The organism is Capnocytophaga gingivalis ATCC 33624 (genome assembly GCF_000174755.1).
In the GTDB taxonomy this organism is placed as follows: Bacteria; Bacteroidota; Bacteroidia; order Flavobacteriales; family Flavobacteriaceae; genus Capnocytophaga; species Capnocytophaga gingivalis.
The window spans coordinates 1-18153 of the sequence record NZ_ACLQ01000001.1; the positions used below are offsets into that span (position 1 = coordinate 1).

25 protein-coding genes are annotated in these 18153 nt (G+C 37.2%); 5 read left to right on the forward strand and 20 right to left on the reverse strand.

Annotated features, from left to right (window positions below):
• On the forward strand, positions 1–707 hold a 707-nt coding region (locus CAPGI0001_RS00005), incomplete at its 5' end, for an ABC transporter ATP-binding protein (RefSeq protein ID WP_002665429.1).
• 27 nt (positions 708–734) lie between these two features.
• Here the strand turns inward: CAPGI0001_RS00005 and CAPGI0001_RS00010 are convergent.
• Both CAPGI0001_RS00010 and CAPGI0001_RS00015 read right to left on the reverse strand, forming a co-directional pair.
• Positions 735–1616 carry an ion transporter gene (locus CAPGI0001_RS00010; RefSeq protein ID WP_040359132.1) on the reverse strand — a complete coding sequence of 294 codons (882 nt, stop codon included), beginning with the start codon at positions 1614–1616 and terminating at the stop codon, positions 735–737.
• Positions 1617–1799: 183 nt separating this feature from the next.
• The gene (locus CAPGI0001_RS00015; protein ID WP_002665443.1) at positions 1800–2210 is read right to left on the reverse strand and encodes a BrxA/BrxB family bacilliredoxin; all 411 of its coding nucleotides are present in this window, start codon (positions 2208–2210) and stop codon (positions 1800–1802) included.
• A gap of 162 nt (positions 2211–2372) precedes the next feature.
• Here CAPGI0001_RS00015 and CAPGI0001_RS00020 point away from each other — a divergent pair, with 162 nt between their 5' ends.
• Genes CAPGI0001_RS00020 through CAPGI0001_RS00030 form a run of 3 tightly spaced genes read left to right on the forward strand, consistent with a single transcriptional unit; the run spans position 2373 to position 5176 of the window.
• Positions 2373–2849 (forward strand): hypothetical protein, encoded by a 477-nt coding sequence (locus CAPGI0001_RS00020; RefSeq protein ID WP_002665453.1) that lies wholly within the window; start codon positions 2373–2375, stop codon positions 2847–2849.
• A 37-nt stretch (positions 2850–2886) separates the two neighbouring features.
• On the forward strand, positions 2887–4014 hold the full coding sequence (gene ribB / locus CAPGI0001_RS00025; protein ID WP_002665448.1) for a 3,4-dihydroxy-2-butanone-4-phosphate synthase: 1128 nt from the start codon (positions 2887–2889) through the stop codon (positions 4012–4014).
• Between the two features lies 1 nt (position 4015).
• A complete protein-coding gene (locus CAPGI0001_RS00030) occupies positions 4016–5176 on the forward strand; it encodes a GlmU family protein (RefSeq protein WP_002665434.1) in 1161 nt (386 codons plus the stop codon).
• Between the two features lie 73 nt (positions 5177–5249).
• On the opposite strand, the gene CAPGI0001_RS00035 is transcribed toward CAPGI0001_RS00030, so the two are convergent.
• The 17 genes from CAPGI0001_RS00035 to CAPGI0001_RS00115 form a co-directional block, all read right to left on the reverse strand.
• Positions 5250–5477 carry a hypothetical protein gene (locus CAPGI0001_RS00035; protein ID WP_155813411.1) on the reverse strand — a complete coding sequence of 76 codons (228 nt, stop codon included), beginning with the start codon at positions 5475–5477 and terminating at the stop codon, positions 5250–5252.
• Positions 5478–5642: 165 nt separating this feature from the next.
• Positions 5643–6938 (reverse strand): NAD-dependent succinate-semialdehyde dehydrogenase, encoded by a 1296-nt coding sequence (locus CAPGI0001_RS00040; RefSeq protein WP_002665428.1) that lies wholly within the window; start codon positions 6936–6938, stop codon positions 5643–5645.
• Between the two features lie 19 nt (positions 6939–6957).
• Positions 6958–7464, reverse strand: a complete 507-nt coding sequence (locus CAPGI0001_RS13230) for a transposase (RefSeq protein ID WP_248601274.1) — start codon at positions 7462–7464, stop codon at positions 6958–6960.
• Positions 7465–7524: 60 nt separating this feature from the next.
• A complete protein-coding gene (locus CAPGI0001_RS13235) occupies positions 7525–7788 on the reverse strand; it encodes a transposase (protein WP_248601275.1) in 264 nt (87 codons plus the stop codon).
• A gap of 55 nt (positions 7789–7843) precedes the next feature.
• Complete coding sequence (locus tag CAPGI0001_RS00050) at positions 7844–8347, reverse strand: hypothetical protein (protein WP_002665394.1); 504 nt, start codon at positions 8345–8347, stop codon at positions 7844–7846.
• A gap of 61 nt (positions 8348–8408) precedes the next feature.
• Positions 8409–8879: a hypothetical protein gene (locus CAPGI0001_RS13180; RefSeq protein ID WP_002665460.1), complete on the reverse strand. Its 471-nt coding sequence runs from the start codon at positions 8877–8879 to the stop codon at positions 8409–8411.
• A gap of 212 nt (positions 8880–9091) precedes the next feature.
• Positions 9092–9562: a hypothetical protein gene (locus CAPGI0001_RS13240; protein ID WP_002665421.1), complete on the reverse strand. Its 471-nt coding sequence runs from the start codon at positions 9560–9562 to the stop codon at positions 9092–9094.
• A 5-nt stretch (positions 9563–9567) separates the two neighbouring features.
• Positions 9568–9771 (reverse strand): hypothetical protein, encoded by a 204-nt coding sequence (locus tag CAPGI0001_RS00070; RefSeq protein WP_002665438.1) that lies wholly within the window; start codon positions 9769–9771, stop codon positions 9568–9570.
• Between the two features lie 16 nt (positions 9772–9787).
• Positions 9788–10252 (reverse strand): hypothetical protein, encoded by a 465-nt coding sequence (locus CAPGI0001_RS00075; RefSeq protein ID WP_002665459.1) that lies wholly within the window; start codon positions 10250–10252, stop codon positions 9788–9790.
• A 2-nt stretch (positions 10253–10254) separates the two neighbouring features.
• Positions 10255–10473, reverse strand: a complete 219-nt coding sequence (locus CAPGI0001_RS00080) for a hypothetical protein (protein ID WP_040359141.1) — start codon at positions 10471–10473, stop codon at positions 10255–10257.
• Positions 10463–10912 (reverse strand): hypothetical protein, encoded by a 450-nt coding sequence (locus CAPGI0001_RS00085; protein WP_002665418.1) that lies wholly within the window; start codon positions 10910–10912, stop codon positions 10463–10465. Before CAPGI0001_RS00085 ends, CAPGI0001_RS00080 begins: the two co-directional genes overlap by 11 nt.
• Before the next feature lie 2 nt (positions 10913–10914).
• Positions 10915–11133, reverse strand: coding sequence for a hypothetical protein (locus CAPGI0001_RS00090; protein WP_002665427.1), 219 nt, complete (start codon positions 11131–11133; stop codon positions 10915–10917).
• A gap of 91 nt (positions 11134–11224) precedes the next feature.
• Positions 11225–11734, reverse strand: a complete 510-nt coding sequence (locus CAPGI0001_RS00095) for a hypothetical protein (RefSeq protein WP_002665462.1) — start codon at positions 11732–11734, stop codon at positions 11225–11227.
• Between the two features lie 100 nt (positions 11735–11834).
• Complete coding sequence (locus tag CAPGI0001_RS00100; protein ID WP_002665397.1) at positions 11835–12311, reverse strand: hypothetical protein; 477 nt, start codon at positions 12309–12311, stop codon at positions 11835–11837.
• 174 nt (positions 12312–12485) lie between these two features.
• Positions 12486–12698, reverse strand: coding sequence for a hypothetical protein (locus CAPGI0001_RS00105; RefSeq protein ID WP_002665457.1), 213 nt, complete (start codon positions 12696–12698; stop codon positions 12486–12488).
• A gap of 6 nt (positions 12699–12704) precedes the next feature.
• Positions 12705–12911 (reverse strand): hypothetical protein, encoded by a 207-nt coding sequence (locus CAPGI0001_RS00110; protein WP_002665404.1) that lies wholly within the window; start codon positions 12909–12911, stop codon positions 12705–12707.
• Between the two features lie 134 nt (positions 12912–13045).
• Positions 13046–15193 (reverse strand): prolyl oligopeptidase family serine peptidase, encoded by a 2148-nt coding sequence (locus CAPGI0001_RS00115; RefSeq protein ID WP_040359144.1) that lies wholly within the window; start codon positions 15191–15193, stop codon positions 13046–13048.
• Between the two features lie 228 nt (positions 15194–15421).
• On the opposite strand from CAPGI0001_RS00115, the gene CAPGI0001_RS00120 reads away from it, so the two are divergent.
• Positions 15422–15940, forward strand: a complete 519-nt coding sequence (locus CAPGI0001_RS00120; protein WP_040359146.1) for a hypothetical protein — start codon at positions 15422–15424, stop codon at positions 15938–15940.
• A gap of 8 nt (positions 15941–15948) precedes the next feature.
• On the opposite strand, the gene CAPGI0001_RS00125 is transcribed toward CAPGI0001_RS00120, so the two are convergent.
• Entirely contained in the window at positions 15949–18102 is a 2154-nt protein-coding gene (locus CAPGI0001_RS00125) for a prolyl oligopeptidase family serine peptidase (protein WP_002665395.1), read from the reverse strand.
• Between the last annotated feature and the right edge of the window lie 51 nt (positions 18103–18153).

Here is an 18153-nt window from a genome sequence, read left to right on the forward strand (position 1 = left end):
ATATTTGGTTTAAGTATGACAACGAATATGTCCTAAAGGATTTTTCTTTGGAAATTCCTAAGGGGAAAACAGTGGCACTGGTAGGACAGTCAGGGAGTGGAAAGAGTACAATTGCAAACCTGATTGCTCGCTTCTACGATGTGGATAAGGGAAGTATCTCTTTCGATGGAATAGATATCCGAGATATCAAGATTCATTCTCTTAGAGACCTTATAGGAATTGTTTCTCAGGATTCTATTCTCTTCAATGACACTATTACCAATAATCTCCTTATAGGAAAGGCAGATGCTTCTTCCCAAGAAATAGAGGAGGCTGCCAAGGTAGCTAATGCCTACAACTTTATCAATGATCTACCTAATAAGTTCCAGACCAATATTGGAGATATGGGTGGAAAGCTCTCCGGTGGACAGAAGCAACGCTTGAGTATAGCCCGTGCAGTACTGAAAAATCCTCCTATTATGATACTGGATGAGGCTACTTCTGCCTTGGATACTGAAAGTGAAAAATTAGTGCAGAATGCCTTAGAAAAAATGATGCTGAATCGTACTTCTGTTGTTATTGCACACCGTCTTTCTACTATTCAAAATGCCGATATTATTGTGGTGATGGAAAAAGGAAAAATCATAGAACAAGGAAATCACACCTCCCTGATGGCCAAAAATGGCACATATCGCAAACTTGTAGAAATGCAATCTTTTAGTGAGTGAAATCTGGAGAATGGAGGGTGAAAAGAATCATTGTTTTGCCCCACATTTATGGCAATATAAGGCATCATCGGGTAGGGGATAGGTTCCACAATGCCTACAGTAACCATGGGTGTGGCTATGGGAATACTTGGTGGGGGGAGTTCTGTGAGAATAATGAGGCTTTTGTTCCTCCTTTTTTCTATAGAAACGCGAGTACTCAGAGGTCACAATACCTGTAGGTACGGCTATGATACCATACCCTAATATCATGATGATCGAAGCCATAATTTGTCCGAAAGTAGTGGTGGGCACTACATCTCCATAACCTACAGTGGTGAGTGTTACAATACACCAATAGATACTACGAGGAATACTTGTAAAGGCCTTGTCATGGGGTTCTATCATATACATAAGTGCTCCTAAAATAACACTGAGTACCAGTACAAAATAGATGAATACCAATATCTTAGTCTGGCTATTCTTCAATGCCTTTCTTAGCTGATTGGCCTGCTGGGTGAACTGCACCAAGTCTAAAATCCTAAAGATACGTAATAGCCTAAGAATGCGGATAATAGATAAAAATTTGGATTCTGCTACAAAGAAAGAAAGGTATACAGGTAAGATAGAAATTAGGTCTATAATACCATAAAAGCTAAAGATATATCGTTTCCACTTGGGGTTACAGATGATGCGCAGGATATACTCTATAGTGAAGAAAATGGTAATCATCCACTCCAATATTACCAGTAGAGTATGTATATGTTTGTCTACAGTTTTGATACTCTCAAAAATGGTTAAAAAAACACTCAAAAGGATAAATCCTAAGAGAATAAGGTCAAAAAGCTTTCCTGCAACAGTGTCTCTACCATAAATAATGGTAAAAGCCTTTTCTTTTAGGAGTTCATATTTTTCTTTTAGTGCTTTTTTCATTTTAGATTGTATAAAGAAAGAGGGTGTCCGAAAAGTCCAAAACATTATTTTTCAAAGTTTAAATCGAATATTTTTCAAATTTTATTCTATTGAAAATCAGTTGTTTTAGATTCTGTTGTAGGGGTGATTTGCAAATCACCCTTCATGAATAAGACTTTTTGGACAGCCTCTTTAATTTCTTATTTAACAAAATTCGTTGTAAGCAGCTACTAAGTTTTCTGCAATTACCTCAGCTACACGTCCTTCTATATGGTGTCTTTCCAACATATGCACGAGCTCTCCATCCTTAAAGAGGGCAATGCTTGGAGAAGAAGGAGGAAAAGGAAGCATATAATCTCTCATTTGTGCAGTAGCCTCTATATCAAAGCCTGCAAAGACAGTCACCAAGTGATCAGGCTTCTTAGCATTTTTAAGGCTTAACACTACTGCAGGGCGAGCATTTCTTGCCGCACAACCACATACAGAATTTACCACAACAAGGGTAGTACCAGAGCGCTTAATAGCCTCATCTACACTTTCTACACTGTGAAGTGATTCAAAACCAACACTTTCAAGCTCCGCTATCATAGGAGCCACTATTTCAGGTGGATACATAATTTTTAGTATTATTTATTCGCAGGGACAAAGGTACAAAAAATTAATGATTAATGGTGAATAGTGAATTGTTAATTTTTTTAGAGAAATAATCCTTTTAAAAATGTAGGGGATTGGAAAAAAAGTTGTACTTTTGCAAGGGAAATCTTTAAAAGGGATTCTATGAGAAAGTTATTATTCTTTTTGTTGTTTCTTCCCTTATGGGCTGGAGCACAAGGTTTTGATGATTTTGAATATTGGGGAGTAAGGGCGGCCTTTACCCATACCAATCGCTCCCATAACTTGGGCTTTGTAGGGGCGTCTCTCAATACAGAGTATAACTGGGTAAGCCGTTCACTCTATGCGGGAGTACATTTGGGGGCACAAAACACTTTTACCGAAGAGGGTCGTAAGCAGTCCAAAATGGAAATAGTGCCTGAGATAGGGTATGAGTTTAGCCTTGTCCTCTTAGGAATAGGTGCTTCGCTCAATACCCATGCCTTCCAACCGCGTGTAGGGCTTTCTTTTTTCAATATTCATCAGGCCTATGTGGGATATTCGCTTCCTTTCCGTCAAGATACCGTTTTCAAGGGACTGACCTTTACACTTGTGCTTAATCTCTCTAATGCAGAAAGCAGTAATGATTTGAGACTGTGGTAATTTAAGAAAATTTCATAATAATATAAATAGTAAATTAATGAACCAAGAAATAAAGCTCAATACCATAGAAGAGGCTATTGAGGATATCAAACAAGGGAAAATGATCATCGTGGTAGATGATGAAGACCGCGAAAACGAAGGGGATTTTATCGCAGCCGCTGAAAAAGTGACTCCTGAAATGATTAACTTTATGACTCAGCATGGGCGAGGCTTACTCTGCGCACCTTTGTTAGAGAAGCGTTGTAAGGAATTGGGCTTGGACATGATGGTGGAGAACAACACCGTACTGCACCATACCCAATTTACGGTTTCTATAGACCTCAAGGGAGAGGGCTGTACTACAGGAATTTCTGTATTTGACCGAGCTAAGACGATTAAGGCATTGGTAAAACCTCAGACCAAGCCAGAGGACTTTGGTCGCCCAGGGCATATATTCCCCCTCAGAGCTAAAGAAGGTGGGGTACTTCGTCGTACAGGCCATACCGAGGCAGCGGTCGATTTGGCTCGCTTGGCAGGACTTGAACCTGCAGGGATTCTTATTGAGATCCTCAACGAGGATGGTTCCATGGCACGCTTGCCACAACTTGTGAAAGTAGCTGAGAAACATAATCTTAAGATTATTTCCATAGAAGACTTGGTAGCCTATCGTATGCGTCATGATAGTCTTATTGTCAAAAAAGAAGATTTTTCGATAGATACGGATTATGGACAATTTCGTCTTCGTGCTTATGAACAAACTACCAATGGACAGATTCACTTGGCTTTTACCAAAGGTACTTGGGCTAAGGACGAACCGGTGCTTACCCGTATTCATGCCAACTTTATCAGCAATGATATTTTGGATCTTTTGTGCAAGAAAGACAACGAACTTAATCGTATCTTCCAGCAAATAGATGCGGCTGGCAAAGGGGCTTTCATAGTCATCAATCAAGGAGCTTATTCTCAAAATCTTCTTCATCGTATCCAAACCATCAAGGAGGCTCAGGAAGGCAAGCAAGCCCCTTCGCAAGTGCCTTCTTCTCAGGTGAAGGATATAGGAATAGGTGCTCAGATCCTTATCGATCTAGGTATCTCTCATATGAAACTCCTTACCAACTCTGAGCCCTCTCGCTATATAGGAATGTCTGGCTATGGGTTGGAAATTACCGATTATGTAAACTACTAAGATGAAAATAGAACGACTTCTCTTTGAGGATAAAAACATTATAAAGGATTTCTTCCCTTTTACCTTTACCCGTCCTTCAGCTGAGTTACGTGCAGGGATCTTAACTTTTTCCGAACGCTGGCAACGGCTCTTGGGGATAACACAGGTGTCTTACCTCACTGCAGATTACCTCCAAGGAAAGTACCCTTATACAGGTGTATCAGAAGAGGTGACTCTCTCTATTTATGCAAATTTCTTGCCTACCCCTCGACTTTTAGAGCAATTGCGTTCTCTTGAGGTAGGGGAATCTATTACGTATCAAGGGAGGACCTTGGCTTTCGTGGGAAAAAGTATTACACTTTCATCTATACCTCCTATAGAGTGGGAAGAGCCATTGGTGCTTTTTGAAAAACCTACTGACCTTTTTACCTATAACGATAAGGCGATAGACTTCGATTTTAAGCTACTTACCCAAGGACGTACCTCAGCACCACTTTCGCCAACCAATGGCTTCTTGGGCGATAAGGCAGACCTCTTCATAGAAGAAGGGGCTAAGGTTGAGTTTGCTACCCTCAATTGTCAAAAAGGGAAAATCTACATAGGTAAGGATGCTGAAGTGATGGAAGGGAGTCACCTGCGTGGGCCTATCGCCCTTTGTGAGCACGCTACTGTGAATATGGGTGCTAAGCTCTATGGAGCTACCACTATAGGTCCTTATAGCAAAGTAGGAGGAGAGATTTCTAACTCTGTTATTTGGGGGTATTCTAACAAGGGACACGATGGCTTCTTAGGAAATTCTGTATTGGGGCAGTGGTGTAATCTCGGTGCGGATACCAATGTCTCTAACCTGAAAAACACTTATAATACCATACAGCTATGGGACTACCAAAAAGGGGGATACTCTTCTTCAGGATTACAATTCTGTGGGGTGCTGATGGGAGACCATTCAAAAACGGCTATCAACACTCAGCTTAATAGTGGTACTACTGTAGGGGTTTTTGCTAATCTCTTTTCTGCTGGATTTCCAAGCAAATATATCCCCAACTTCGCTTGGGGAGCTTCTGCTGATAAATATCGTTTGGACGAGGCTTTTGCCGTAGCCGAGCGTGTGATGGCTCGTAGGGGGATTGCTTTTGACCAGAAGGAACAAGATATACTCCAGTGGTTGTTTGATAACCAATAGGTAAGTTTCCCGTTTTATAGATTATATTTCCCCTTGTAGGTATGAAGGATATACTTACAAGGGGATTTTATTACTATCCTATAACCCCACGAGTCATTATATATACCCAAGGCGCGATTTTGATAATGAAAATACTGAGATATAATAAAGCATAAGTAAAGGGTGCTTTATTGGTAAAGCACATCACAAGTGCTATAGGGATTGTCAGTAGCTCCAGAGCCCCTCCATACATAAAGTTCAACCACAAAATAGTATCCCCTAAGTAGTCAGAAAGTATCTTTCCTATATCTGTTCTTCCCAAATCAAAAAGATATAATATAGAAAAGAGCAAGAAAGGACTGAGTGATAGTAGCTCTAAGATGTTTAGAAATGTAAAAAATCGCTACATAAAGTTAATGTTTGGAACAAGGGTGGGCTAAGTCTTTGTCTATAGGAAAGAATTGTTCATTATAGAATTTAGAGTCTATTATTTCACCACTACAGTTTTGATATTGGCAAACTCCCATACACCAAAGTAGGAGAGCTCACGGCCATAGCCTGAGTTTTTGATGCCGCCAAAGGGCAAATGTGGATCACTGATGAGCATTTCATTGATATATACCGCACCTTCGTCAAAGCGAGGGGCTTGTGATTTTACAAAATCTACATTCTGGGAGAAGATGGACACTCCTAAGCCGAAATCAGATTGGTTGCTCAGGGCAATGGCCTCTTCAAAATCTCGGAAGGTAGAGATAACCGCTACTGGGCCAAAGGTCTCTTCCCTGAATACCCGCATACTAGGAGTGACATCTGTAAGCACGGTAGGAGTGTAGAAAGCACCGGTACGTTTGCCTCCACAGCGTAGTGTAGCTCCCTCGGCAAGGCTCTGCTTGACCATTTCTTCTATTTCTATTGCCAAGTCTTCCCTTGCCATAGCACCTATTTCGGTATTAAGATCGTATTTGTCGCCTTGTTTGAGCCCTTTTACTTTTTCGGTAAAGGCTTCTATAAAGGATTGGGCTATGGATTCTTGCACTAAGATACGCTTACCTGCAATACAACTCTGTCCAGCATTCTGCATACGGGCATTGACGGCTGTGATAACGGCTTTTGTGAGATCTGCATCTTCACAAACGATAAAGGCGGCACTGCCTCCGAGTTCCAAAACAGATTTCTTAAGGTGCTTACCTGCACACTGAGCTACCGACCTACCTGCAGGCTCACTTCCTGTAAGAGTAACGCCCTTGATAGCAGGGTGAGCGATGATTTCCTCTACATATTGGCTTGGCAAAGATAGGTTTTTATAGATAGGAAAACCTAAGGATTCATCAAGGAAGATTTCTTCTAACAATGCTGCAGCGGTAGGGACATTGGAGGCGTGTTTTACCACTAATACATTTCCTAATAGCAGGTTGGGAATAGCTACACGGAATACTTGCCAAAAAGGGAAATTCCACGGCATGACCGCCAAGAGTACCCCTAAGGGATCTAAGCGTACATAACTCTCTGTCCAGCTGCTTTGCAGGGGTTGAGGGCGGAGAAAGTCGTCTATGTGGGTTAGGTAATAATCACATAGCGTAGCACACTTCTTGACTTCAGCGAGAGATTGTGCCAAAGGCTTATTCATATCAGTGGTGATAGCTTTGGCGTATTTTTCACTATGAGCAAGGAGCTTTTCCTTGATACGAACAATACTTTCTTTGCGCGAAGCTAAAGGGCGTGTTTTCCAAGTGTGGTAAGCGTTTTCTACTTCGCTTACAGCAGTAAGGGCTTTATTTATCATCTTTTATAATTAAACGTGTTTAAACTTTTTTGAGGAACTTGGAGATAAACCCTAATAGGAGCATTCCTATCCAAGTTACATCAAGATACTCGTATCTCATTATCAAACCTTTATATCTGTCAAGCCAACCATTTGCTTGTTCAATCTTAAACCTATTTTTGTACAATTCTTCATCAAAATAAACATCTGGTTGCTCTCCATTTCGGGGATTAGGTTTAATATTTGCTATAATTTCTTTGCTTTCTAAAAACTCTCTAAGAGATTTGCTATCAAATCCCGCATCAGCATTGAGAAACAGACCTTTATGCTCTATTGCTGCTTCTTCTAACAAAGCTAAGATTTCTTTTAGTACTACTTCTTCTATTTCATATAAGTCATTGTGATTTCCTGCTTTAGGGCTTCCCATTGCTATCATTTGCCCTTTATTATCACACAAAAAAATACTATTGGTGGTTACAGCTTTTTTCCTTGCTTGATAACCTGCTGACGCTCCTTTTTGGCGACAACGTGTATGACTACCATCCAATTGAATGCAAGATATATCTAACTTTCTTTTCTTCGTCCTTAATAGATTCAACCATACTCGCTAAAAGCTACCATCTTTACTCCATTTGTTGAAGTAGTAATAGACATTTTGCCAAGAGATTTCACCTTTTTCAAAATAACTCCCAATAGGAAGTTCTCTCCATTGCACCCCTGTTTTTAATCTCTTGAGAATCAATAAAAATATTGAAGCCAAATCAAAATTACTTTTAAATCCTCTTTTTCCTACACTTAAAAAGGGAATAATCCGTTTATTTATTGTATCTTTGCCCAAAGTTCTTGAATTTTGGTGTTCTTTTTTTCTCAAACACAAAATTACTAATTTTCGGGAACTTTTACTTCTCTAAAAAGTTTAAACAGTTTCAGTATCTACTTTTTAATCTGAAAATGAATTCATATGTATCAATATTAAAAAAATAATGATAAATACACGGACTTCGTTCATCTTCCCAAACCCACACCTCTAAATGATTCTCAAATTCTCTAATAAAATTATTCTTATTTGAAATTATCTTATTTATTTGTAAAAAACCTCCTCCTTTTTTACCATTAGGTAATATAGGCGTTGTTAGTACCTTCTCTATTTCTGCTGTAGGAGTGTATATTACAATGTTATTTGGAGCAGGAAAAGATGCTTCTGCCGTTTGATATTGAATAAAAATCTTATCTTTTTCTATAAGAACATCCCCAAATTCTTTTCTTTGAAAACATATCTCATATTTCTTATTCTTATAATTCCATTCAATAGCATCGATTGCCATTCTATTGCCAAATCGTAATGCTTGATCTTTTTCATTAGGATTTTCATAATTGAAATAATAATCTTTATTATTTTCTTTTTTCCTACATAATACATTAGTAATCATATTATTCTAAGATTTTTAGATAAGGTTCTCTCTATTGTATTATTTATTCACTTTTTCTGCTCTAATGTTCAACTAACCAGATACTATTTTTCTTGAGATAGAGAATAGGTTCTTCCTCAAATTTAAACCCTTTTATGGGAGTTCTTTCTTCCCATACATCGGTAACTTCAGTTACAAACTTATCATAGGGAACATCAACACTATTGTCGTTATAAATATGAAAACCTATTTTACGTTTTGTTTCTAAATCTGGAAATAGAATAACTGTGTTATCTGCAATATTAGATAAATCATATTTCCCATCTTTATAATTACAGTATGTTCTCACTCTATAGGCTGGATAATCATATTTTTTACCATACTCTAATTTTAATACATAAGCATTATAATCTCTCACAAATCCTTCCTTCAAAAATTTAGAATTACTTGTATAAATATTCCAACAAGGAGGATCTTGTATATGACTATAACAAAGGTTCATCTTCTCTTGATCAAATGAAATGAATTGCCCATTATTTAGTTTTAACTGCATAAATTATTTATTCTATAATTATAAAACTATTATTTTTATAAACTCCTCTTAATCTTTGAGCCCTATCATTAAACACTTCCCAAATTTCGTCGCCATCTGTAAATTTAATCTTTTCAGGAAGATTCCATTCAGGAACACTTAATATACCATTATTCCCAGAAGTAAAAGGATAATTCCACAGATAAGGTAGACTCGTAGTGCATTTCCTCTTTCTAATGTTCAACTAACCAGACACCATTTTTCTTGAGATAGACAATAGGTTCTTCCTCAAATTTAAACCCTTTTATGGGAGTTCTTTCTTCCCATACATCGGTAACTTCACTTTCTTTTATTTCGTATATAGGGTCATAACCTTGCTTTGGAAAATCATTAAAGAAAATCATAGCTTCCTCTAAAGGACGTAATATAAATATATCATCTTCTATTACATTCTCTACAAAAAACTTTAATCTTTTATAAAAGACAAAGAAAAATACAGAATAAGCATTGTCAATTTCCTCATAAGAGACCAATTTATACATTTTATCTTTTAAATTATTGTCTTCATATTTTTTAAATTGTAACCTTTCTAAAATCTCATTATCAAGCAGTGTTTGCAAATGATACTTCTCTTTAGATTTCCAGAATCTACAACATACTCCAAAATAGTTAGTGTAATCTTCTAATGATTTTATTCTAATCATAAATCCTATTTTTTGATTTGTACAAATTTTTCTTGCTCTTTTTCAAAGATAGCTATTAGTTCCTCAGTTTCATCTGATTTAATTCTCCAAATCTCTGATCCTTCAGTCGGTTTTACGAATATTCCTTTTTCAAAAACATATTCTAGTATACCTAATCTGCCATTATTCCTTAAAATAAAAGGATAATTCCACAGATAAGGTAGACTCATAGTGCATTTCCTCTTTCTAATGTTCAACTAACCAGACACCATTTTTCTTGAGATAGACAATAGGTTCTTCCTCAAATTTAAAATCTTTTATGGGAGTTCTTTCTTCCCATACATCGGTAACTTCAGTTACAAACTTATCATAGGGAACATCAACACTATTGTCGTTATAAATATGAAAACCTATTTTACGTTTTGTTTCTAAATCTGGAAATAGAATAACTGTATTATCTGCAATATTAGATAAATCATATTTCCCGTCTTTATAATTACAGTATGTTCTCACTCTATAGGCTGAACTTATTTTATTTTTAGATACATCTATAAACATTTTATCTTTGAGTTCTACTTCATCATAGTTTTTAAAACCTAATAAGTTTTTTCTTTTCTCTACTTGAATACGGTATATTCCTTTTTTAACTTCCCAAAATCGACCATCAGTGTCCAAGTACTTTGCATAGAAATCATTTTTAATTTTTAGCATATTTATTTAGATATAAATTTTCCCAAATCTTCATTATAAACTCCTCTTAATCTTTGAGTTCCATCATTAAATACTTCCCAAATTTCATCTCCATCTGTAATTTTAATTCTTTCAGGAAGATTCCATTCAGGAACACCTAATCTACTATTATTCCCAGAAGTAAAAGGATAATTCCACAGATAAGGTAGACCCGTAGTGCATCTCCTCTTTCTAATGTTCAACTAACCAGACACCATTTTTCTTGAGATAGACAATAGGTTCTTCCTCAAATTTAAACCCTTTTATGGGAGTTCTTTCTTCCCATACATCGGTAACTTCACTTTCTTTTATTTCGTATATAGGGTCATAACCTTGCTTTGGAAAATCATTAAAGAAAATCATAGCTTCCTCTAAAGGACATAATATAAAAATATCATTTTTTATTACATTCTCAACAAAAAACTTTAATCCTTTATAAAGAGCATAATAGTAAATACTATAAGCACTTATTATTTTTGTATTTTTGATAACTAACCCATAATAATAGTCATATTTCTTAAAATGATATTTATTTATCAAAGAAGTATCTTCTGTTATAAATAACCAATCTTTCTCTTTCTGAAGACTTAGTAAATTATCATTCAAATAACCAAAATCTCCTTTTCTTCCTATAGTTGCCATAATTATTTTATTTTGTAAAATCTTTCAATATTATTTTCTTCTTTAAACACTCCTATTAGTTCCTCAGTTCCATCTGATTTAATTCTCCAAATCTCTGATCCTTCAGTCGGTTTTACGAATATTCCTTTTTCAAAAACATATTCTGGTATACCTAATCTGCCATTATTGCCTGATGTAAACCCATTGGCGTGTTTTTGCATCATATAAAGAAAATCATCCATTGTAAGTCCTTCTTTCTTCAGTAAACAAGACACTATCCCGTAAACTCTCTACTTGAGAGAATAGCTATTTTATCCTCCCAACAATTTATAATTATTCATAAGGCTTATCCAAGAATAATTGATACATCTTTTTGTATTCCTCGAATAATTCATCTAATCTATATTGCTTGTACTCTTGAGTATCTTTTACTTTCTCTATTAAAGGTTCAAAAATTTCGAAGGGGATATGACCTATTCTTTTAAAGCTTTCATATTGATTTACAAGTTCCTTTTCACAAAAAAGCATCGATTTTATTCTAAAGAAAAAACCTTCAAAAGAACTAATATCTGCCTCTATAATATTTAACGAATCCTTTATCTTTAGATATGTTTGAAAAACTAAATTTTCATATAAGAAAACTCTTTCTCTCTTTTCATTGTAGATAAAATATTTTTCAAAATCAAGTAGGTATTTTTTCCGCTTTATAAGTTTTTGGTCATCATCTAACAAATTCCATTCTTTTTGTTTAAGTAATAGATTTATAATGGATTCCTCATTTCCCGAATCTTCAAACTCTAATCGATACTGATTATAAATCTTATTAATTGATACTATATCCATTTCATTTTTCTTTTATAGTGTATTGTGTTATTTTTATTGGTTTAGTTCCTTCTAATTACTTGTTGATAAAAAGTTTTTATAAGTAATTTCATCACCAATCTTATTCTGCATTTTTCCAAACTTTTTCAAACAGAATTAAATAGTTATCAAGATTAAGACTCCTATATTCTTGAGAATCCTTTTGCTTTATCTCTTTGAATAAATTTTCTATGATATTTATATCTACTTTTCTTATTTTATAAAGATTTTTTATACCCATTTCATCTATAAAATCTTGTTGTATATTAACTAATATGCAAAGTCGTTTCAGATAGATTTTATCTGTATACATTGTATTATGAATAATATTCTCTCCTATATCATATAGGTTAATAATATTTTTTTCATATTCTATATTGATATTTTTATGAGATTCTCTTTCTAAAAAAGATATTGCAAATTTTCGTTTGTTCTGTTTCTCCTTTTTTGACAACAAATTCCACTCTTCTTCTTCTTTTAAAATTTCAAGGAGTCTAATTTCTTCTATAGGAACCTTTTGTTCCTTTAAAAACTTTATTTCTTGCTCTAAATTCATCATTATTCAATTTCTTTTAGATAAATTTCTTGAATCAAAGGATCTGATTCATAAAATCGTGGCTTAAATGTTTTATTCTCTATTATAAATTGGGTGGTGCTTCAAAAAGTATAATACAACTTTAGATGTGCCCATAATTGATATAAAAGAAAGCTAAAGCAAAGGCGACACTATCCCTCAAAGTGTGTAAGTTTCCAAAATCAAGAGTTGTTTTTTAACCCTTTTATTAAACTCTAATTCTAAATAAGGTATTTTATTAGGAATCTCTCCAAAAGAAAGTCTTTTATCGGAGAATGGAGAGCCCAATACACAATTTTCTGTTGTAGATACTTGTGGATATTCTCCAATAATATCTAAGTCAATAGACTCGTCTATAGTAAAGTATTTCATTTAAGTTCATCCCTGAGTTTTCGCTTTAATAATTTTTTCCTTTAAATCAGGAATCAATTCTTCTTGTAAGAACTTATTAGCTTGTTCAGGAGTTAAACCTATTTTATTAAATCTATCTAATTGCGTTTTTACATATTTATCATAGGCAGGATGATTTCCATGTATACCTTTTCCGATAAGTTTAGTATACTTTTCCAGTCCTATACCATTCATTGTCAATTATTAATTATTAATTATTAATTATTAATGACTAATGACGAATCCTCCTAAACTTTAGAAGAGATTCGTCATTTGTCTTTTATCATTTGTCATAGGTTGATCACTGTTCACTGATTACTGATCACTGACTACTGTTTAGGTAGTTCCTTATATCCCATATTCCAGAGGGAGAAGGCTTGTTCGTCGGCATATCCTTCGATCATCTTGCTTACTGGAGTACCAGCTCCATGTCCTGCATTGGTTTCTATACGGATAATGATAGGTACATTCTTGCAGGCTTGTTTCTTCTGTAATTGAGCGGCAAACTTGAAGCTGTGAGCTGGTACTACACGGTCATCATGGTCAGCTGTAGATACCATAGTAGCAGGATAGCATACTCCGTCTTTTACATTGTGTATAGGAGAATAGCCTTTTAGGTACTGGAACATTTCCTTACTATCATCGGAAGTACCATAGTCATAAGCCCAACCTGCTCCTGCGGTGAACTTGTGGTAGCGAAGCATATCCATCACCCCTACATCGGGCAAGGCTACACGCATAAGGTCAGGACGCTGGGTCATCACCGCTCCTACCAAAAGACCTCCGTTGGAAGCTCCTTTGATAGCCAATTTCTCTTTGGAGGTGTATTTTTCTTTGATAAGGTATTCTGCGGCAGCGATAAAGTCATCAAACACGTTTTGTTTTTGGAATTTGGTACCTGCATCGTGCCATTTTTTACCATATTCACCACCTCCGCGAATGTTAGCAGTAGCGTATACTCCTCCATTGTTCATCCATATAGCAGTGCTTACCCCGAAGTAAGGATAAGTAATGGCATTGAAACCACCATATCCATAGAGTAGGGTAGGTGCTGTACCATCGAGCTTGGTCGTCTTCTTATAAGTGATAGTCATAGGCACTTTAGTACCATCCTTGGAAGTATAGAATACTTGTTTGGATTCGTATTCATCGGAGTTAAAGTTGATAGAAGGTTTCCAGTATTGGGTCGTTTCTCCGCTTTCTAAGTTGAGCTTGTAGATACTTGTAGGGGTACAAGTGTTGGTAAACCAGAAATAAGTATCTTTTTGGTTTTCTTTGGCAGAGAACCCTCCTGCTACTCCTATAGAAGGGAGCTTGATATCGCGGATGAACTTACCTGTGAAGTCATATTGTTTCACTTCAGTAAGGGCAGCTACGGTATATTTGGCAAGGATATAGCCACCAGCGGTGATCACATCCAATACGTTTTCTGTCTCAGGAATAAGGTCTTTCCAGTGATCAGGAGTAGGAGTTTTGATATCGGTGACTACCACTTTTCCGTTAGGCGCATTCAGGTTGGTGAAGAGGTAGAGCTTGTCTCCTTTTACATCAATCACAGAAGTGTCGGAAGAATAGTCGTTAAGGATAGTTACCAAAGGTGCTTTAGGATCTTTCAAGTCTTTGATAAAGAGCTTGTTGCCAGAGGTAGCATCTGCACCGAAGATAACAAGATATCTTTGATCATCGGTTACAAAAGCATCGGTATAGCGATTTTTTTCCTCAGGAGTTCCTCCGAAAATAAGCACGTCTTCTTTTTGGGAAGTACCTAACTTATGGTAGTATACCTTGTTTTGGTCTGTTTTTTCAGAAAGTTCACTACCTTTTGGTTTGTCATAGGAAGAGTAGTAAAAACCTTCGTTGCCACGCCAATTACCACCTCCAAATTTGACGTCGACAATAGGGTCGCCTATTTGTTCTTTGGTTTTAGCATTGAGCACAATCGCCTTTTTCCAGTCGCTACCAGCCTCGGAGATTAGGTAGCATACCAGAGAACCATCTTTTGAAAAGTTGATTCCAGCCAAGGAAGTAGTTCCATCAGCTGCAAACTTGTTAGGGTCAAGGAAAACTTCTTCCTTACCCTCCTTGTCCTTACGGTAGAGGACGCTTTGATCCTGCAAACCATTGTTACGGTAGTAGTAGGTATAGTCTCCTTCTACGAAGGGTGCTCCGGATTTTTCATAGTTCCAGAGTTTTTCCAATTGTTCCTTGATCGTCTTGCGATAAGGAATAGCGTTGAGATAATCAGCAGTGAATTGGCTTTGTGCTTTCACCCATGCTTCTGTCTCGGCGCTTCTGTCGTCTTCAAGCCAGCGATAGGGATCAGCTACTTTTTCACCAAAGTAGTCATCTTCTACGACTTGTTCTTTGGTCTGAGGGTAGGCAAAGTCTTTCATCTCTTCTGTTTGGGCAGGTTGGGTGTTGTTCTTACAAGCTGAAAGAGCAAGCAAGCAACCCATGGGAATAAAAAAATGTCTCATAGATGTAATAATTAAATTAACAGCTTTTAATATTTCTGTTAAAACCGCTACAAATATACGACTTTTTTTTGAAAAAACAAAAAAGGTTTTAGATTTTAGTTGTTGGGTTGTAGCATTAATCATTGATCATTATTCTCGTTTCTCCTCTCACTTCTCATGGGGTGTCTTCTTGACTTTGCCCCTTGGGGGATTGTACCTTTGCCTCAGAAATCTAATTTATACACCATCATGAGAGAACAAGCCATACAAATACTCTTCGAGATAGCCCAAGGAACTGCTCAAAAGCAAGGAGAAAAAACTGTTTATCCTACCATACGAGAGAGATTGGCCGCTATCAAGCTCTTGGCTACTATGGAAGGTTGGAACAAACCTCAGAAGAAAACAGCCGAAAAACCTCAACAAAAGATCAGTACTCCTCCTGCAGAGAAAGAGGTAATTTCTTCTGCTTCTAAGGAAGTAACTACTACCCCAAAGGTTTCAAGAAAAGAGGAACCAGTAGTACAAAAACAAACACCTATTGCAGAGGAAAAACAAGCGACTGAAATGAAGGAAAGCCCTAAGCCTAAGATAGTGCCGATACTTAGCCAAGTTGTTATAGAAGAAGATATACTATCCCCTCGTGATAGATTGCTTGATAGTGGAGGGCGGTTTTTACAAAAAGATACTTCCTTCTTCCCTACAATCCTTTATAGAAAAGGAAATAGGCAAAAAGGAAGTATTCCTAAAATCAACGTATATGCCTGCTAAGAGAAGAGTTATTTCTCGTTAGGCAGTTTTTTGTATCCCATATTCCAAAGGGCAAAGGCTTGCCAGTCGGCAGTTTGGTCTATGATCTTACTTACAGGAGTACCAGCACCATGACCTGCATTGGTTTCTATTCGTATAAATACGGGGTTCTTGCAGGATTGTTTGCTCTGCAATTGCGCGGCAAACTTGAAGCTGTGGGCAGGTACTACACGGTCATCATGGTCTCCAGTAAAGATAAGGGTAGCAGGATAGCAAGTACCTTCTTTTACATTGTGTACAGGGGAGTAGCCTTTGAGGTACTCGAACATCTCTTTGCTATCGTCGGAAGTACCATAGTCATAAGCCCAACCAGCACCTGAGGTGAACTTGTGGTAGCGGAGCATATCCATTACCCCTACATAGGGAAGGGCTACTCGTATCAGGTCTGGTCGCTGGGTCATTACAGCGCCTATAAGCAGACCTCCATTGGAACCTCCTTTGATAGCGAGTTTTTCCTTGGAAGTATATTTGTTATCTATCAAGTACTCACAAGCACCAATGAAGTCGTCAAATACATTTTGTTTTTGGAACTTGGTGCCCGCATCATGCCATTTCTTACCATATTCGCCACCACCACGGATATTGGCTACTGCGAATACGCCACCATTGTTCATCCATATAGCATAGGTAACGGCAAACCATGGGGTGTAGCTGATATTGAACCCACCATAGCCATAGAGGGTTGCAGGGGCAGTACCATCCAAGGGGGTACCTTTTTTATAGGTGATGATCATAGGTACTTTGGTTCCATCCTTGGAGGTGTAGAATACTTGTTTGGATTCAAAATCATTGGGGTTGAAGTCCATTTTGGGAGCCCAATAGAGCTCGGTGTCTCCTTTTTCCAAGTGTAGTTTGTAGATACTGGAAGGAGTATAGAAGTTTTCAAAAGAGAAGTAGCTTTCATTTTCTTCTTCCTTAGCACTTTCCAGGGTTACAGTGCCCAGAGCAGGAAGTTTTATCTCACGGATGAACTTCCCTTCGAAGTCGTATTGTTTTACCTCAGAAATGGCATCCTTCATATAGTGAGCCAAGATATATTTTCCAGCTACTACAGGGGTGATGACATTTTCTGTTTCAGGGATAAGGTCTTTCCAGTGTGTGGGAGTAGGGTCTTTCAGATCTGCCACCACGATTTTTCCATTGGGAGCATTTAGGTTGGTCTGGAAGTAGATTTTCTCTCCTTTGATGGCAAGTACAAAAGTATCAGAAGAATAGTCATTAAGGATGTTTACCAAGGGACTATTAGGTTTTCTAAGATCTTTGATCCAAAGCTTACCTCCAGAGGTAGTTTCTTCTCCACGGATGATAAGGTAGTTTTCATCATTGGATACATAGCCTCCTACGAAGCGGTTTTTCTCCTCTGGTTTGCCTCCAAATATGAGGGCATCTGAAGATTGTGGAGTGCCGAGCTTGTGGTAATAGAGCTTATTTTGATCGGTTTTTTCGGAAAGCTCACTTCCTTTTGGCTTGTCATAACTACAATAGTAGAAGCCTTCGTTTTTGTACCAATAGCCTCCTGAGTATTTGATATTTACAATGGTATCGCCTACTTGCTCACGGGTTTGGGTATTCATGACAATAGCCTTGCGCCAGTCACTTCCTCCTTCCGAGATAAGGTAGCATACAAGAGAACCATCTTTGGAAAAATTCACCTCTGCGAGCGAAGTAGTACCATCAGAAGCAAAGCCATTGGGGTCAAGGAAGAGTTCTTCTTTGCCATCTTTGCCTTTGCGGTAGAGGACATCTTGGTTCTGTAGTCCATTATTCTTATAATAATAAGTATACTCACCTACACGAAAGGGGGCGGTGAGCTGCTCATGATTCCATAGCTTTTCGGCCTGTGCTTTGATTTTGTCACGGAAGGGAATAGAATGTAGATACCCGAAGGTTACCGCATTCTGGGCTTTTACCCATGCCTCGGTCTCAGCACTTTGGTCGTCCTCGAGCCAGCGATAGGGGTCTATGACCTTTTCTCCAAAATAGGTGTCTTCCACATTTTCCTTTTTGGTTTCAGGATAGGTTATCTGCTCCCATGCCTCTTGAGTGTTCTCCTCTTTTTGAACCTTGTCGTGACAGGCCGAAAGCACTAATACACAACTTAGGGGAATAAAGAATTGTCTCATATGTATAGTAAATTAATATTATTCTTTTAAATAAGAAATAAAAATTCCTCC

What these genes read in the sequence shown, in the direction of transcription:
- CAPGI0001_RS00010 (WP_040359132.1), bottom strand. Translation starts at nt 1,616, where the DNA reads ATGAAAAAAGCACTAAAAGAAAAATATGAACTCCTAAAAGAAAAGGCT.
- CAPGI0001_RS00015 (WP_002665443.1), bottom strand. Translation starts at nt 2,210, where the DNA reads ATGTATCCACCTGAAATAGTGGCTCCTATGATAGCGGAGCTTGAAAGT.
- CAPGI0001_RS00020 (WP_002665453.1), top strand. Translation starts at nt 2,373, where the DNA reads ATGAGAAAGTTATTATTCTTTTTGTTGTTTCTTCCCTTATGGGCTGGA.
- ribB (WP_002665448.1), top strand. Translation starts at nt 2,887, where the DNA reads ATGAACCAAGAAATAAAGCTCAATACCATAGAAGAGGCTATTGAGGAT.
- CAPGI0001_RS00030 (WP_002665434.1), top strand. Translation starts at nt 4,016, where the DNA reads ATGAAAATAGAACGACTTCTCTTTGAGGATAAAAACATTATAAAGGAT.
- CAPGI0001_RS00040 (WP_002665428.1), bottom strand. Translation starts at nt 6,938, where the DNA reads ATGATAAATAAAGCCCTTACTGCTGTAAGCGAAGTAGAAAACGCTTAC.
- CAPGI0001_RS00050 (WP_002665394.1), bottom strand. Translation starts at nt 8,347, where the DNA reads ATGATTACTAATGTATTATGTAGGAAAAAAGAAAATAATAAAGATTAT.
- CAPGI0001_RS13180 (WP_002665460.1), bottom strand. Translation starts at nt 8,879, where the DNA reads ATGCAGTTAAAACTAAATAATGGGCAATTCATTTCATTTGATCAAGAG.
- CAPGI0001_RS13240 (WP_002665421.1), bottom strand. Translation starts at nt 9,562, where the DNA reads ATGATTAGAATAAAATCATTAGAAGATTACACTAACTATTTTGGAGTA.
- CAPGI0001_RS00070 (WP_002665438.1), bottom strand. Translation starts at nt 9,771, where the DNA reads ATGAGTCTACCTTATCTGTGGAATTATCCTTTTATTTTAAGGAATAAT.
- CAPGI0001_RS00075 (WP_002665459.1), bottom strand. Translation starts at nt 10,252, where the DNA reads ATGCTAAAAATTAAAAATGATTTCTATGCAAAGTACTTGGACACTGAT.
- CAPGI0001_RS00085 (WP_002665418.1), bottom strand. Translation starts at nt 10,912, where the DNA reads ATGGCAACTATAGGAAGAAAAGGAGATTTTGGTTATTTGAATGATAAT.
- CAPGI0001_RS00090 (WP_002665427.1), bottom strand. Translation starts at nt 11,133, where the DNA reads ATGGATGATTTTCTTTATATGATGCAAAAACACGCCAATGGGTTTACA.
- CAPGI0001_RS00095 (WP_002665462.1), bottom strand. Translation starts at nt 11,734, where the DNA reads ATGGATATAGTATCAATTAATAAGATTTATAATCAGTATCGATTAGAG.
- CAPGI0001_RS00100 (WP_002665397.1), bottom strand. Translation starts at nt 12,311, where the DNA reads ATGATGAATTTAGAGCAAGAAATAAAGTTTTTAAAGGAACAAAAGGTT.
- CAPGI0001_RS00105 (WP_002665457.1), bottom strand. Translation starts at nt 12,698, where the DNA reads ATGAAATACTTTACTATAGACGAGTCTATTGACTTAGATATTATTGGA.
- CAPGI0001_RS00110 (WP_002665404.1), bottom strand. Translation starts at nt 12,911, where the DNA reads ATGAATGGTATAGGACTGGAAAAGTATACTAAACTTATCGGAAAAGGT.
- CAPGI0001_RS00115 (WP_040359144.1), bottom strand. Translation starts at nt 15,193, where the DNA reads ATGAGACATTTTTTTATTCCCATGGGTTGCTTGCTTGCTCTTTCAGCT.
- CAPGI0001_RS00120 (WP_040359146.1), top strand. Translation starts at nt 15,422, where the DNA reads ATGAGAGAACAAGCCATACAAATACTCTTCGAGATAGCCCAAGGAACT.
- CAPGI0001_RS00125 (WP_002665395.1), bottom strand. Translation starts at nt 18,102, where the DNA reads ATGAGACAATTCTTTATTCCCCTAAGTTGTGTATTAGTGCTTTCGGCC.